This is a genomic window from Arthrobacter sp. NPDC056691 (genome assembly GCF_042791415.1).
GTDB lineage: Bacteria > Actinomycetota > Actinomycetes > Actinomycetales > Micrococcaceae > Arthrobacter.
On the sequence record NZ_JBHTXX010000019.1, the window covers coordinates 24,127 to 38,740 of the forward strand.

11 protein-coding genes are annotated in these 14,614 nt (G+C 68.3%); 9 read left to right on the plus strand and 2 right to left on the minus strand.

All coding sequences use genetic code 11. From position 1 onward, the window contains the following. Positions 1–83: 83 nt before the first annotated feature. The 6 genes from nirB to ACFRAU_RS15515 all read left to right on the plus strand — a co-directional run bounded on the left by nirB (position 84) and on the right by ACFRAU_RS15515 (position 7,192). Positions 84–2,729, plus strand: coding sequence for a nitrite reductase large subunit NirB (nirB, locus tag ACFRAU_RS15490; protein ID WP_378000590.1), 2,646 nt, complete (start codon positions 84–86; stop codon positions 2,727–2,729). A gap of 2 nt (positions 2,730–2,731) precedes the next feature. Beyond that, the gene (gene cobA / locus ACFRAU_RS15495; RefSeq protein ID WP_378000591.1) at positions 2,732–3,766 is read left to right on the plus strand and encodes a uroporphyrinogen-III C-methyltransferase; all 1,035 of its coding nucleotides are present in this window, start codon (positions 2,732–2,734) and stop codon (positions 3,764–3,766) included. Between the two features lie 14 nt (positions 3,767–3,780). Further along, the gene (locus ACFRAU_RS15500) at positions 3,781–4,947 is read left to right on the plus strand and encodes a uroporphyrinogen-III synthase (protein ID WP_378000626.1); all 1,167 of its coding nucleotides are present in this window, start codon (positions 3,781–3,783) and stop codon (positions 4,945–4,947) included. A gap of 268 nt (positions 4,948–5,215) precedes the next feature. Next, on the plus strand, positions 5,216–6,073 hold the full coding sequence (locus ACFRAU_RS15505; protein WP_378000592.1) for an FAD-dependent oxidoreductase: 858 nt from the start codon (positions 5,216–5,218) through the stop codon (positions 6,071–6,073). 83 nt (positions 6,074–6,156) lie between these two features. Then, positions 6,157–6,912, plus strand: a complete 756-nt coding sequence (gene deoC, locus ACFRAU_RS15510) for a deoxyribose-phosphate aldolase (protein WP_378000593.1) — start codon at positions 6,157–6,159, stop codon at positions 6,910–6,912. Positions 6,913–6,958: 46 nt separating this feature from the next. After that, a complete protein-coding gene (locus ACFRAU_RS15515; protein ID WP_377950014.1) occupies positions 6,959–7,192 on the plus strand; it encodes a hypothetical protein in 234 nt (77 codons plus the stop codon). Positions 7,193–7,284: 92 nt separating this feature from the next. Here ACFRAU_RS15515 and ACFRAU_RS15520 read toward each other — a convergent pair whose 3' ends face one another. Further along, positions 7,285–8,106, minus strand: a complete 822-nt coding sequence (locus ACFRAU_RS15520) for a metal-dependent hydrolase (protein ID WP_377997721.1) — start codon at positions 8,104–8,106, stop codon at positions 7,285–7,287. Positions 8,107–8,111: 5 nt separating this feature from the next. Continuing rightward, on the minus strand, positions 8,112–11,882 hold the full coding sequence (gene mfd, locus ACFRAU_RS15525; protein ID WP_378000594.1) for a transcription-repair coupling factor: 3,771 nt from the start codon (positions 11,880–11,882) through the stop codon (positions 8,112–8,114). 338 nt (positions 11,883–12,220) lie between these two features. Here mfd and ACFRAU_RS15530 point away from each other — a divergent pair, with 338 nt between their 5' ends. Genes ACFRAU_RS15530 through ACFRAU_RS15540 form a run of 3 tightly spaced genes read left to right on the plus strand, consistent with a single transcriptional unit; the run spans position 12,221 to position 14,503 of the window. Then, positions 12,221–13,732, plus strand: coding sequence for an SDR family oxidoreductase (locus ACFRAU_RS15530; protein WP_378000627.1), 1,512 nt, complete (start codon positions 12,221–12,223; stop codon positions 13,730–13,732). 47 nt (positions 13,733–13,779) lie between these two features. Continuing rightward, positions 13,780–14,277 carry a DUF2505 domain-containing protein gene (locus ACFRAU_RS15535; RefSeq protein ID WP_377997723.1) on the plus strand — a complete coding sequence of 166 codons (498 nt, stop codon included), beginning with the start codon at positions 13,780–13,782 and terminating at the stop codon, positions 14,275–14,277. 4 nt (positions 14,278–14,281) lie between these two features. Next, positions 14,282–14,503, plus strand: a complete 222-nt coding sequence (locus tag ACFRAU_RS15540; RefSeq protein WP_378000595.1) for an SCO4848 family membrane protein — start codon at positions 14,282–14,284, stop codon at positions 14,501–14,503. Positions 14,504–14,614: the final 111 nt, after the last annotated feature.

Sequence of the window (14,614 nt, forward strand, 5' to 3'; positions counted from 1 at the left end):
GGGAAACTGAAGCGAAACTGCGCCTCCCTAGGCTGGATGCACAAGCTGCAGAGCACCGTCTGCGGCCCAGCGAAAGGCCCACAGTGACCGAACAGACTTCAACCTCATCGACTCCGCGCCGCATTGTGGTCGCCGGCGGCGGCCCTGCAGCCCACCGTTTTGCGGATGCCATGCATGCCCGCGGCCTCGAAGGCTGGCAGGTAACTGTTCTGACCGAGGAAGCCCACCTGCCCTATGACCGCGTTGCCCTCAGCAAGGCCCTCACGGACAGCACCGTTGACCTGACGCTGGGTACGGCTTCCATGTGGGACCACGAGTCGCTCACCCTCCAGACCGGCGAGCGCGTGGTGAAGATCGACACCGCCGGCAAGTCCGTTGAAACCGCCGCCGGCAACACCTATGAATACGACCAGCTGGTGGTCGCCACCGGTTCTGACGCCGCCCGGCTCCCGCTGCCCGGCGCCGAGCGCGTGCACGTCTACCGCACCCTCGAAGATGTCTGGGCCATCAACAAGTCCATCGCTGAACTCACCGCAAAGCTCGGCCGCAAGGTCAACGCCGTCACCATCGGTGGCGGCCTCCTGGGCCTCGAGTCCGCGGCCGGCACCGAACAGCTCGGCGCCACCCCCGTCGTCATCAACGGCGCCCCCTGGCTCATGAACACCCAGCTCGACGAGGGCGCCGGCCAGGCGCTGGGCCGCCTCATCGAGGCGAAGGGCTTCGAAGTCCACGGCGGCGTGTTCCCGTCCGAAATCCAGGCGGACGACGACGGCCAGGTCACCGGTGTGCTGATGGCCAACGGCCGCATCATCCCGGCCGACATCGTCATCGTTGCCATCGGCGTCAAGCCCCGCGACGAACTCTTCCGCGCCGCCGAAGGCGAAGAGTCCCTGTTCGACCTGGGCCCCCGCGGCGGCGTGGTCATCAACGACTACTGCGCCACCCAGGTTTCCGGCATCTGGGCCATCGGCGAGGTCGCCAACTTCGAAGGCATGTGCCTGGGCCTCGTGGCCCCCGCCAACACCATGGCCGAAATCGTGGCCGACCGCCTGCACGGCGGAGACGCCACCTTCCCCGGCTTCGACACCGCCACCAAGCTGAAGCTCTCCGGCGTGGACGTTGCCAGCTTCGGCGATGCCTTTGCCCGGACCGAGCACTCACTGGAGATTGTCTACGCGGACCCCGCCCGCGGCGTTTACCAGAAGATCGTCACCACCGATGATGCCAAGACCCTCCTGGGCGGCATCTTCGTCGGCGACGCCTCGCCGTACATGAGCCTTCGCCCGCTCCTGGGCCGCGAGCTTCCCGCCGAACCCGGCGCGTTCCTCAGCGCTGCAGGCGGCGGCGACGCCCCCGAAACCGAACTGCCGGACGACGCCATCCTGTGTTCCTGCAACAACGTCACCGCCGGAACCATCCGCGACACGGTCAACGGCTGCGGCGCCTGCGACGGCAACGCGCCCGTCCAGGAACTCGGCGAGCTCAAGGGCTGCACCCGCGCCGGAACCAGCTGCGGTTCCTGCGTGCCGATGCTCAAGAAGCTGCTGGAAACCGAGCTGACCAAGTCCGGCGTCGAAGTTTCGAAGGCGCTCTGCGAGCACATCGAGCTGTCCCGGCAGGAGCTGTTCGACGCCATCCGCGTCCTGGAACTGACCTCCTTCGAAGAGATCATGGCCAAGTACGGCACCGGCGCCGGCTGCGACATCTGCAAGCCGACCATCGGCAACATCCTCGCGAGCCAGAACAGCGCCTACGTCCTGGACGCCGGCCGCGGCACCCTGCAGGACACCAACGACCGTGCGCTGGCCAACATGCAGAAGGACGGCACCTACTCGGTGGTCCCCCGCATTGCCGGCGGCGAGATCACCCCGAAGAAGCTCGGCGTCATCGCAGCCGTTGCCGAAAAGTACAACCTGTACACCAAGATCACCGGCGGCCAGCGCATCGACATGTTCGGTGCCCGGCTGGAGGAGCTCCCGGAAATCTGGAAGGAACTGGTGGACGCCGGCTTCGAATCCGGCCAGGCCTACGGCAAGAGCCTGCGCACGGTGAAGTCCTGCGTCGGTTCCACCTGGTGCCGCTTCGGCGTCCAGGACTCGGTGGCCATGGCCATCCAGCTGGAGCTCCGCTACCGCGGTCTCCGCAGCCCGCACAAGCTGAAGATGGGCGTCTCCGGCTGTGCCCGTGAATGTGCAGAGGCCCGCGGCAAGGACGTCGGCGTGATCGCCACCGCCGACGGCTGGAACCTGTACGTCGGCGGCAACGGCGGTGCCACCCCGGCCCACGCCCAGCTGCTGGCCAAGGACCTGGATGACGAGACCCTGATCAAGTACATCGACCGTTACTTCATGTATTACATCCGCACCGCGGACCGCCTGCAGCGCACCGCGCGCTGGCAGGAGGAGCTCGACGGCGGCATCAAGCACGTCGAGGACGTGGTGGTGAAGGACACCCTGGGCATCGCCGAGGACCTTGAGGCCGCCATGGCCAAGCACGTCGACACCTACATCGATGAGTGGGCAGACACCCTGAAGGACCCCGAGCGCCTGCGCCGGTTCCGCTCCTTCGTCAACGCCCCCGACCAGAAGGACGATTCCATCACCTTCGTCCCGGACGAGCGCGGCCAGATGCGCCCGGCAACGGCTGAGGAAAAAGGCAAGGTGCTGATCGGGGCCTCCATCCCCGTAAGGCCCTCCACCCCGGAACTGCTGGACACGAACGAGGTATAGGCATGCAGCTCAGCATTGATCTCACCGGCCGCGACGTCCTGGTCACCGGCTCGGATTTCGCCGCCCGGCAGGCCGTCCGCCGCTACGAGGCAGCCGGCGCCGTCGTCTCCCGCCTCAGCACCCCGCAGGGTGCCGGGCACGACGGCCCCCTGCCCGAGCGCCCGTTCCTCGTCGCGGCGGTGGACGACGGCCAGGCCGGCTGGGAACCGCTGCTGGACCGCTGCCGCGCCGCCGGCATTCCGGTGGCGGCAGAACCGGCCGCCGGCCGGGCCGGCCACGTCACGCTGGTTGGCGGCGGACCGGGCACCGGCGAACTGCTGACGGTGGCCGCCGTCAAGGCCCTCCGGGACGCCGACGTCGTGTTCTACGACCGGCTGGCCCCGTACCAGGAGCTGGCGTCCCTCACCTCGGCCGAACTGGTCGACGTCGGAAAGCGCCCGGGACACCACAAGGTGAGCCAGGGTGACATCGAGAAGCTGATGGTCGCTTCCGCGCTGGAGGGCAATAACGTGGTGCGCCTGAAGGGCGGCGACCCGTACGTCTTCGGCCGCGGCGGGGAGGAAGTTGCGTCCTGCGTCGCCGCCGGCGTCCCCGTCCGCGTCATTTCCGGTGTCACCAGCGCCATCTCCGTACCTGCTGCCGCCGGCATCCCCGTGACGCACCGTGAAGTCAGCCACATGTTCACGGTCGTGTCCGGCCACGCGCCGCTCACGGAAAAGGAACTCACGCACCTGGCCGGCCTGGGCGGAACCATCGTGGTGCTGATGGGCATCGGCACGCTGCACCACCTGGCCGCCGGCCTGCGCCGCGCCGGGATGCGCACCGATATGCCCATGGCTGTGGTGGAGCGCGGCTACCGGCCGGGCCAGAAGACCACCATCGCGGAACTGGGAAACATCGCAAGTGCCGCCGCCGGCTGCAGCAACCCTGCCGTCCTGGTGATCGGCGAGGTGGTGCGGGTGGCTGAGGCCAACCGCGGGCATGCCGAGGCCGCGGCGGAGCTCGACCGCCTGGCGGCCTCGCTGCTGGGTTCGTGATAGGCATGAACACAATGAATGCACTGGCCCCCACTGAAACAGCACCCGCCGAAACGGCGATCACCGAAACGGCTCCGGAGGCGGCCGCCGAGGCCCCGCTGGAGGGTTTCCGGATCGGTGTGACGTCCCACCGCCGTTCGCGGGACCTCATCGAGGCCCTGGAACGCCGCGGCGCCGAGGTCCTGCATGCCCCGGCCCTGAAGATCGCCCCGGTGAACGAGGACATCAGCCTCATCGAGGACACGAAGGCGATCATCGCGGCCAAGCCCGACCTCTGCATCGCCACCACCGCCTACGGCATGCGCCGCTGGTGCGAGGCGGCTGACGCGTCGGGCATCGGTGAGGAGCTGCTGGAAACTCTGGGCGCCTGCCGGATGTTCGTCCGCGGGCCCAAGGCCCGTGGCGCCGTGCGCGCGGCCGGCCTTGCCGACGTCGGAATCAGCAGTGACGAGACCACCGCAACGCTGGTGGACATGCTGCTGGCCGAAGGCGTGCGTGGCAAGACAGTGGCAGTGCAGCTGCACGGATACACCGATGTCCGGCAGCTGGAGCGGCTGCGCATGTCCGGAGCCACGGTCCTGACCGTGACCCCGTACCGCTGGGTGAAGCCCGATGGCGCCGACCGCCTCCCCCGCCTCATCGAGGCTGCGTGCAGCGGCAACCTGGACGTCCTGACGTTCACCAGTGCCCCCGCCGTGGATGCCATGTGGAGCACGGCCCACGAGATGGGGCTGTACAAGCAGCTCGTGGAGAGCCTCAAGACCACCGTAACGACCGCCGTCGTTGGTCCGGTGACCGCGCAGCCGCTGCTCGACGCCGGCATCACCCCGCTGGTGCCGGAGCGGTTCCGGATGGGCGCGCTGATCAGGCTGGTGTGCGAGCACCTCGCACTGAACCATGTCCGGCGCCTGGATACACGCTCCGGAAACGTGGAACTGCGCGGCCGGTCGCTGCGCATCGACGGCGAGGCGGTGGAGATCGCCCCGGCGCCGCTGCTGCTGCTCCGTGCGCTGCTGGGCGCCGGCGGGGCGGTCCTGTCCCGGGAGTCCCTTTCCGAACTCCTGGAACTGCGCGGCTCGGTGCACGCGCTGGACATGACGGTCAGCCGGCTGCGGTCCTCCCTGCCCGACGGCAAGCTCGTGGAAACGGTGGTGAAGCGCGGCTACCGCATCCGCGTCTAGCCGACACGCGCCAAGCATCGACAACGGTGTGATGCGACTAACAGAGGGAGTTTTTGTCCAGATAATGGCCCCAAAACGTGGTTTAGGGCGCGATATCTGGACAATAACTCCCTTTTGTTGCCGGGTGGTAAAAAGCAGCGAACAGCCGGGGACAATTCCGCAACAGCCGGGAAACACCCGCGAAAAACGCTCCCCCTAAGCTGGGTCCCATCAGCACAACAGGGCCCCCGATCGGCCCGCCTGGTGCAGCATTCGAAAGGGCCCGCACATGTCCGCTCCGGCACAGTTTCCGTCCACCGATACCGCATCGCGAATCCTCATCGCCGGGGCAGGCCCGGCCGCCCAGGCGCTCGTGGCCCAGCTCGCCGCAGCACAGTTCCCCGGCACAGTCACCGTGCTGAGCAGCCGCGACGACTCCACTGACGACCTGCTGGAACTGGCCGCCCTGCCGTTCGTCTCCGTACGCTTCGGCCAGCCCGCCAGCCACATCGACGCCGCGGCCAAAGTGGTCACCACCGCCGACGGCATGGAATTCGGCTACGACCAGTTGGTCATCGCCACCGGATCGGCCCCGGTGGACTCGCCGGTGGACGGCTCCGGCCGCTGCCTCAGCTACTCCACCATCGACGACGCCGCCAGGATCGGCCACGCCGTCAAGGAAGTCACCCGGGTCCTCGGGCGCAGGCCGCTGGGCATCCTGGTGGGCACCGGTCCCGCCGCCGGCCAGGCCGAAGCGGTGCTCCGTGCCCGCGGCGTCCGGCCCGTCCGCACCACTGCCCGCCCCGCCGCCGTCGTGCCGACGCTTGCCGGCTCCGTGCTGCCGGCCGCCGGCATCGTCTTCGAGGACGGCAGCCGCATGAACGGCGACCTCGTGGTCCTCGCCGAGGACCGCACGCCCCGGGACGGTCTGGCTGCCGCCGCCGGGGTGAAGACGGCGGCGGCAGGCGGGATCGTCGTCGGCCGCGACTTCCGCTCCTCCGTGCCGGGCATCTGGGCCATCGGGGATGCGGCAGCGTTCGACGGCGTGCGGCTGGGTCTGCTGGTTGCGTCCGGGTCCGCTGCCGGCGTCTGCGCCGCCGAGCTCATGGCGGCGCTTTCCGTGGGGCAGCTGGCCACGGCCGCGTAGCGTTCCTGCTGTGGCAGGATGGTTCGCAAGGACGCCGCGACACCCGGGGCGCCTTCGGCCAAAGGCCCGTGGAAAGGACCAGCATGAGCAACGAAGCCAGCCCCGGAACGGGCACGGCAACCAGCCCCGCAGGATCTCCCGGCGGACGTACCGGTGAGGACAGCGGGGCGCCGGGCATCGCTTCGTACATCGACCACACACTGCTGAAGCCGGAGGCCAGCGAGGCGGACATCCTCAAGGTGTGTGCCGAGGCTGCTGAGTACAGGTTCAAGTCCGTGTGCGTGAACCCGGTGTGGGTCAAGACGGTAAAGACTGCCCTCAAGGGCACCGGCGTGCTCACGTGCTCCGTTGTCGGGTTCCCGCTGGGCGCCACGCCCAGCGACGTCAAGGTGTTCGAGGCACGCGGGGCCGTTCTGGACGGTGCGGACGAAGTGGACATGGTCATCGACATCGCTGCGGCCAGGGCCTCGGACAAGGGTGCCCTGGTGGACGATATCAATGCTGTCGCTGAAGCTGTCCACGCCGGGGAGTCCATCCTCAAGGTCATCATCGAGACCGCCCTGCTCAGCGATGACCAGAAAGTCCTGGCCTGCGAAGCGGCCGTGGAGGCCGGCGCCGACTTCGTCAAGACCTCCACGGGCTTCAACGGCGGCGGCGCCACTGTCGAAGACATCGCCCTCATGCGGCGCACTGTGGGCCCGGACCTGGGCGTCAAGGCGTCCGGGGGCGTGCGGTCCCTCGAGGACGCACAGGCTATGATTGCTGCAGGTGCAACACGTATTGGCGCCAGCTCCGGTATTGCAATCGTCAAAGGCGAACAGGGTTCGTCCGCGTACTGACCGGCGGCAGCCACAGTTTGAGCCCCGCGGGGCCGAGGAGGAATGAATGTCCAGCAAGATTGACCAGCAGGTAAAGACGCCGCAGAACGAGAACCCCCTGGCCGGCAGCATCGTTCTCTTCGTGGTGATCATGGCCCTGTTCCTGGGTGCCATCTACTCGCTGTCCTTCCTGACGCTGGGCAACCCCTGGCCGATGGCTGTGTGCCTTGGCCTGTTCGCCCTCGCGTTCTGGATCCCGCAGACCATCACCGGCCGCTCCGATTCGGCCGGCGAATACTAAGCCTCGCTTCACAATAAGCCGAAGCCCCGGACTCCGGGGCTTCGGCTTTTTAACTTCTGTTTATGGCAGTCCTGTTTTATGGCAGTCCGATCTCAGGGCAGTCCGAGCAGGCTGCTGGCCAGCCGGCCGGCCAGGGCCAGCGCCGCAGGGAAGTGGGTACCCGCCAGTGACCATGCCGCGAGGGACATTCCCACCATGGCGTAGCCGCTCACCGGGATCAGCACCAGCCACTCCCGCCGGGACCCTGCCCGGCCCAGCAGCGGGATGGAGAAGGCGCCGTTGGGCCGCCAGAAGTTCCTCAGCACCCACATCCGGCGCAGGAACTTTGGCGGTTTGATCACCAGCGGCCAGAGGAGCGGAACACCTCCGACGGTCACCATGTCTCCCACGATGTGGACCACGACGCCGATCAGCATGGACATGGGCAGCCACGTCCACTGGTGGGGCGCGAACCAGGTCACAAGGCCGGCCATGGCCAGGGCGAAGACCCAGTTGGTGATCCACCCGGACTTCGGAAACAGCTTCAGCGCCTTGGCCGCGATGTTGATCATGAACATGCACAGCAGCCCGGCGCCGACGGACAGCACACCCCACGGCGTGTCCAGCTGGATCTGCGCCGCGACCGCGGCGAGCAGCACAAACATGGCCGCCCCCAGCACCGAGTGCGTGCCCTGCCGGTGGCCGCCACTGGCGTTCTCGATGCCCACGGCGATCACGTTTGACAGCGGCGGCAGCGAGTGTGCCACCGTGCTGGAGCGGTGGTCCCAGTCGCACACGAGGGCGGTGCCCGCCGTCGCCATGCCGCCGATCAGCACGCCGGTCGCGTCCAGCGGGTACCATCCCAGCGTGTACGGCCCCGTCGCGGCAACAGCCACCCACGCCGCGGCTCCTGACGCGGCGTGGTGTCCTCCCATCACGGCTAGCCCTTTGTGGCTTCGAGCGGGACCGGGGCGTCGGCAAAGATATTGCGGATGACGCCGTCGGCCCACTGCAGGATTTCGGCGTCCTGCAGGTCGCGGCCGCCGATTCTTGCCGTTTTCGGCTTGGGGATGAGCACGGCGTCGAGGGCGGGCTTGGACTGCGCGCCGGGGTACATGCGGTTGAGCCGCATGGTCTTCGACTCGGGCAGCTGCGCCGGGGAGAACCGGATGAAGTTTCCCTGCAGGGCGACGTCGGAGAGCCCGGCTTCGCGGGCACCCACCCGGAAGCGCGCGACGGCGACCAGGTTCTGCGCGGGCAGGGGCGGCTCGCCATAGCGGTCCACGAGCTCGGCGAGGACCTCGTCGATGGCCTCGTAGGTGAGCGCTGACGCCAGCTTCCGGTAGGCCTCCAGCCGCAGCCGCTCCCCCGGCACGTAGTCGTGCGGCAGGTGCGCGTTGACGGGCAGCTCGATCTTCATTTCGGCGGCCTTCTCCTCGGCTTCGCCCCGGTATTCGGCCACGGCCTCGCCCACCAGCCGGATGTAGAGGTCGAAGCCGACGCCCTGGATGTGGCCGGACTGTTCACCGCCGAGCAGGTTGCCGGCCCCGCGGATCTCCAGGTCCTTCATGGCCAGCTGCATGCCGGCGCCGAGCTCGTTGTGGGTGGCCACGGCCTTCAGCCGTTCCAGCGCCACCTCGCCGAGCGGCTTTTCCGAGGGGTAGAGGAAGTAGGCATAGGCGCGTTCACGGCCGCGGCCCACGCGCCCCCGCAGCTGGTGGAGCTGCGACAGGCCGTACTTGTCGGCGCCGTCCACGATCAGGGTGTTGGCGTTGGAGATGTCCAGGCCGGTTTCGATGATGGTGGTGCACACGAGGACGTCGAAGCGCTTCTCCCAGAAGTCCACGATGATCTGTTCCAGGCGGCTCTCGGACATCTTGCCGTGTGCCACCTCCACCCTGGCTTCGGGGACAAGTTCGCGGATTTTGGCCGCGGTCTTTTCAATCGTGGACACGCGGTTGTGGACGAAGAAGACCTGGCCCTCGCGCATCAGCTCGCGGCGGATGGCGGCGGAGGTCTGCTTGTCGGTGTACGGCCCCACATAGGTGAGCACGGGGTGGCGTTCCTCCGGCGGGGTGGCCAGCGTGGACGTTTCGCGGATGCCGGTCAGCGACATTTCGAGCGTACGCGGGATCGGGGTGGCGCTCATGGCCAGGACGTCCACGTTGGTGCGCATCTTCTTCAGCGCTTCCTTGTGCTCGACGCCGAAACGCTGCTCCTCGTCCACGATCACCAGGCCCAGGTCCTTGAACTCAAAGTCCTTGGACAGCAGCCGGTGCGTGCCGATCACCACGTCCACGGACCCGTTCTTCACGCCCTCTGCCGTTTCCTTGGCTTCCTTGGATGCCTGGAACCGGGACAGCGGCTTCACCCGCAGCGGGAAGCCGGAGAACCGCTCGGTGAAGGTCTCGTAATGCTGCTGCGCCAGCAGGGTGGTGGGCACCAGCACGGCCACCTGCTTGCCGTCCTGCACGGCCTTGAACGCGGCCCGGACGGCGATCTCGGTCTTGCCGTAGCCGACATCGCCGGAGACCAGCCGGTCCATGGGGATCTCCCGCTCCATGTCGGCCTTGACCTCGTTGATGGTGGTGAGCTGGTCCGGGGTCTCCACGTACGGGAAGGCCTCCTCCAGCTCGCGCTGCCAGGGTGTGTCCGGTGCGAAAGCGTGCCCGCGCGAGGCCATCCGTGCCGAGTAGAGCCGAATGAGCTCGCCGGCGATTTCCTTGACCGCCCGGCGCGCCTTGGACTTAGTGCTGGCCCAGTCCGCCCCGCCCATTTTGCTGAGCACGGGAGTGTCGCCGCCGACATAGCGCGTCACCTGGTCCAGCTGGTCGGTGGGGACGAACAGCCTGTCCCCCGGGGCGCCCCGCTTGGACGGGGCGTATTCCAGCACAAGGTATTCGCGCACCCCGTCTCCGCCACCAGCGACCTTGCGCTGGATGAGCTCCACGAACCGGCCGATGCCATGCTGTTCGTGGACCACATGGTCGCCGGCCACCAGCTGCAGCGGATCCACGGCGTTCCGCCGCTTGGACGGCATGCGGCGCATGTCCTTCGTGGAGCCTGCCGACGTGCGGCCCAGCAGGTCGGCCTCGGTCAAGAGGCCGACTTTCAGTCCGTCCAGGACAAAACCGCGTCCGACGGCGGCAGTCGTCACCTCAATGATCCCCGCCTGGGGTTCGTGGTCCAGTGTGTCCACCCGGGCGCAGGGGATGTCGGCGTCGTGGAACAGCTCGGCGAGGCGCTGCGCCGGCCCCGGTCCCTCGGTGGCCACGACGATCCGCCACTGGTCCCGCACGTGCGAGCCGATGAAGTCCATCATCTCGGCCACATCGCCCTGGTAACCGCGCGGCTCGCGGGCGCGGAGGTTGAGCACGTCGATATCCGGCGTCAGCTCCTCGTCCGTGGCCAGCGACGTGATGGACCACCAGGACACGTCGTTCCCAAGGGCCGCGGAGCGGGTCTCGGCGAGCGATCGGAAGCTGGCGGAATGCAGGGCTGCCGAGGCCTGCGAGCTGAGGTCCAGCGGCGCCGTTCCACCGTCCGAGGCCGTGGACCAGGCCGCCTCCAGGAATTCTTCATTCGTGGCCGCGAGGTCGTGGGCGCGGGTGCGGACCTTTTCCGGTTCGATGATCACCGAGATGGAACCCGCGGGCAGCTGTTCCATGAACGGGACCATGGCGTCCACGAGGACAGGCGCCAGGGATTCCATGCCCTCCACGGCAATGCCGCCGGCGATCTTCTCCAGCATGTCGGCAGCCGCGGGGAGCTGGGGCTTCAGCGTGGCAGCCCGGGACATGACCGAGGGCGTGATGAGGATTTCACGGCACGGCGAGGCGTGGAGTTCGGTGGGGTGGTGCACGCCGGGGGCGGACAGCGAGCGCTGGTCGGCGACGGCGAACCAGCGCATCTGGTCCACCTCGTCGCCGAAGAATTCCACCCGGATGGGGTGGTCCTCGGTGGGCGGGAAGACGTCCAGCATGCCGCCGCGGACGGCGAACTCACCGCGGCGGGTCACCATGTCGACCCTGGCGTAGGCGGCGTCGGCGAGGTTCTTGACGACACTGCTGAAAGGCGCCTCCTGGCCCACCTTCAACGTCACCGGTACAAGATCCCCCAGGCCGGCCACAATTGGCTGAACCACGGCGCGCACGGGGGCCACCACCACGCGGAGAGGTCCCGCTGCGTTTTCCGGGTGCGCCGCGTTTTCAGCATGCGCTGAACCTTCCGGACGGGCTGAATCTTCAGGGTGGGCGAGGCGCCGCAGGACCGACAAGCGGCGGCCCACAGTGTCCGAACGCGGGGACAGCCGCTCGTGCGGGAGGGTTTCCCAGCTGGGGAACTCGGCCACGGCGTTGGCCGGCAGGTAGGCGCGGAGCGCGGCGGCAAGGTCCTCGGCCTCGCGTCCGGTAGCCGTCACGGCCAGGACCACGCCGGGCGCACCGGCATCAGCGCTGGCGTCGCCGGCGGCGTTCCCATTGCCGGCGTTCAGCAGGCCGTCCGCCATCTCGGCCAGGAGCACCGGCCGCAGGCCCGCCGGGGCGCTGATCTGGTAGTCCTCACTGCGAATGCTGAAGCTCCGCCCGGCCTCGGCCTGCACCCGGGCGAACGTCTTGTCCGCATGAAGGACACGGCGCAGGCCGTTGAGCGGCAGTCCGTTGAGGGACTGGCCGGTGGGCTGGCCTTTGGGGCGCTGGCCGCTGGGGCTCATGGCAGGATCTCCTGGAATTTCATTCGAACGCAGGCAACACGAAAAGCCGAGATTCTTGCGAATGCCGGGGCTTCCAGCCTACCCCTGCGGGCGAGCACGCGGCATCCGGGCCCCCGATGCCGCGTTGCTAAGCTTGCTGAGCAGGTGAATACAGCAAAGCCCGAAGTTCACAGCCATGCCGCCGCCCCAAGGAGACTCCCGTGAGCGACCAGACCGGAAATCACAGCAGCGGAAATGACAGCAGCGCCGGCGGCACCGCCGGAGCCGGCAGCAGCCCCGACGCCCGGACGGCGGATGAACAGACGGCGGCTGATCAGACGGCGGCTGCCCGGACGGTTCTGGTCACGGGCGCCACAGGATACATCGGTGGCAGGCTGGTCCCGCGGCTGCTGGACGCCGGCCACCGCGTCAAGGTGCTCGTCAGGTCCCCGGAGAAGATCGCCGGCGTGCCGTGGTTGGACGACGTGGAGGTAATCCGCAGCAGCCTCGACGACTCCGCGGCCCTGGAGGAAGCCCTGCAGGGCGTTGACGTCCTGTATTACCTGGTCCACTCCATGGCGGCGGGCTCCGGTTTTGAGGCCAAGGAAAAGGCCATGGCCGGGCTTGTGGCCGGTGCCGCCGCGGCCGCATCTGTCGGGCGGATCGTCTACCTGGGCGGCCTGCACCCGCGCAACACGGCGCTGTCAACGCACATGCGCTCCCGCGAAGCGGTGGGCGAGGTATTTCTCTCCGGCCCGGTGGACGCCATCGTGTTCCAGGCCGGAGTGGTGATCGGTTCCGGCTCGGCGTCGTTCGAAATGATCCGCCATCTCGCCGAAACCCTGCCCCTCATGCCGGCGCCCAGCTGGGTCCGCAACCGGATCGAAGCCATCGCCGTCCGCGACGTGCTCTACTACCTCGTCGGGGCCGCGTCGCTGGCGGAACAACTCAACCGCACCTTCGACATCGGCTCCCGGGACGTCCTGACGTACGCCGGCATGATGAAGGAGTACGCGGCCGAGGCGGGCCTGCCGCCGCGCCCGGTCCTGGCGCTGCCGGTGCCGGCGCCCCGGCTGGCCGGACTGTGGGTGGCCCTGGTGACCCCGATTCCGCTGTCCATGTCCGTGCCGCTGGTCCAGTCCCTGCAGCACGACGCGGTCTCGGCCGAACACGACATCGACAACTTCATCAGGCAGCCCGACGGCGGCCTGACCGGCTACCGCAGGGCCGTGGGCCTGGCGCTCGGCAAGGAACGCGACGGCCAGGTGGAAACCACCTGGGCCAACGCCGGCGCCGATGCCGACCCGCTACCGAGCGACCCCGGCTGGGCCGGGCACCGGGTCTATGTCGATGAGCGGACCTTTGCCAGCGACGTGGATCCGCGGCGCGTGTGGACGATCATCGAGGGGATCGGCGGCCGCAACGGCTGGTACTCGCTCCCGCTGGCGTGGAGCGTCCGCGGCTGGCTGGACAAGCTCTCGGGCGGAGCAGGCCTGCTCCGCGGACGGCGGCATCCGCACCATCTGGTGGCCGGAGAAGTGGTGGACTGGTGGCGCGTGGAACGGATAGAGCGCGGCCGCCTGCTCCGGCTCCGGGCAGAAATGCGCGCCCCGGGACGCGCCTGGCTGGAGCTCTGCGTGGAGCCCGACGGCGCCGGAAGCCGTTACAGCCAGCGTGCGATTTTCTTCCCCAAAGGACTCAGCGGGCGGCTCTACTGGCTTGCCGTCCTTCCGTTCCACAGCATCATCTTCCCGGCCATGTCCCGCAACATTACCGCGGCGGCCCGGAGGCTCTCCGCCGGGGAGAAATCCGGCGTCGCAGAGCACGGTGCCGGATGTCCCGGTGCCGGGGAAGCGCGGCCAAGCCCGTAGGATGTGGTGAGCAAAAACCGTTCTGACCCCACAACGACGGAGGATCAATGGCACTGAGTGCATCCACCACCCTTCCCCACGGCGTCGACAGCGTCACCGCAGTCTTCGCGAACGAGGACTTCCAGCGCCACACCAGCGAGTTCGTCGGCGGCAGCCTCGAATCCTTCACCGTGACCGGCGACACCGCCGGAGAGTTCAGCACCACTTCGGTGCGCACCCTCCCCACGACCCGCCTGCCGGAAATCGCCCGCAAGTTCGTCGGCGAGAGCCTCAAGGTGACCCAGGTGGAAAACTGGGAAGCCCCGGCAGCCGACGGTTCGCGCCAGAGCACCATCTCCCTGAAGATCGCCGGCGCGCCGATCGACGTGTCCGCGGTCCAGCGTCTCGTTGCTGACGGCGGCAGCACGCGGGTTGAACTCGAAGGCAACGTCACGTCCTCCGTGCCGTTCCTGGGCGGCAAGATCGCCGACGCCGCCGAGCCCATGGTGGGCAAGGCTCTGAACATCCAGTCGCAGCAGGCCCAGGCCTGGCTCGAAAGCCACTAGTTCCGTGGACGTCCCTGCCTTCATTGCGCTGGTCCTGATCGTTTCGGGCCTTTGGTCCCTGGCGGTGTGGCCGCAGTTCCTGCGCCGCGTCATGAAGGACCCGCGGGCACGGGACACCGCCGGCAAGGCCACGAAGTTCCTCACCGTCCACGTGGTCCTGGTCACGGTATCCATGGTGCTGGGCGCGGCCACGGCCGGGATCGGAATCGCTGCCCTCGTCGGCTGATTGGGGTCCGCTGGTTGAGCTTGCCGGAACCCGGGTTGCTCAACGTGAAACAGCGGCCTCCCGCACTCCGATAAACTGGCCACCACGTGCGCCGGGAAAGCTGGTCGGCCA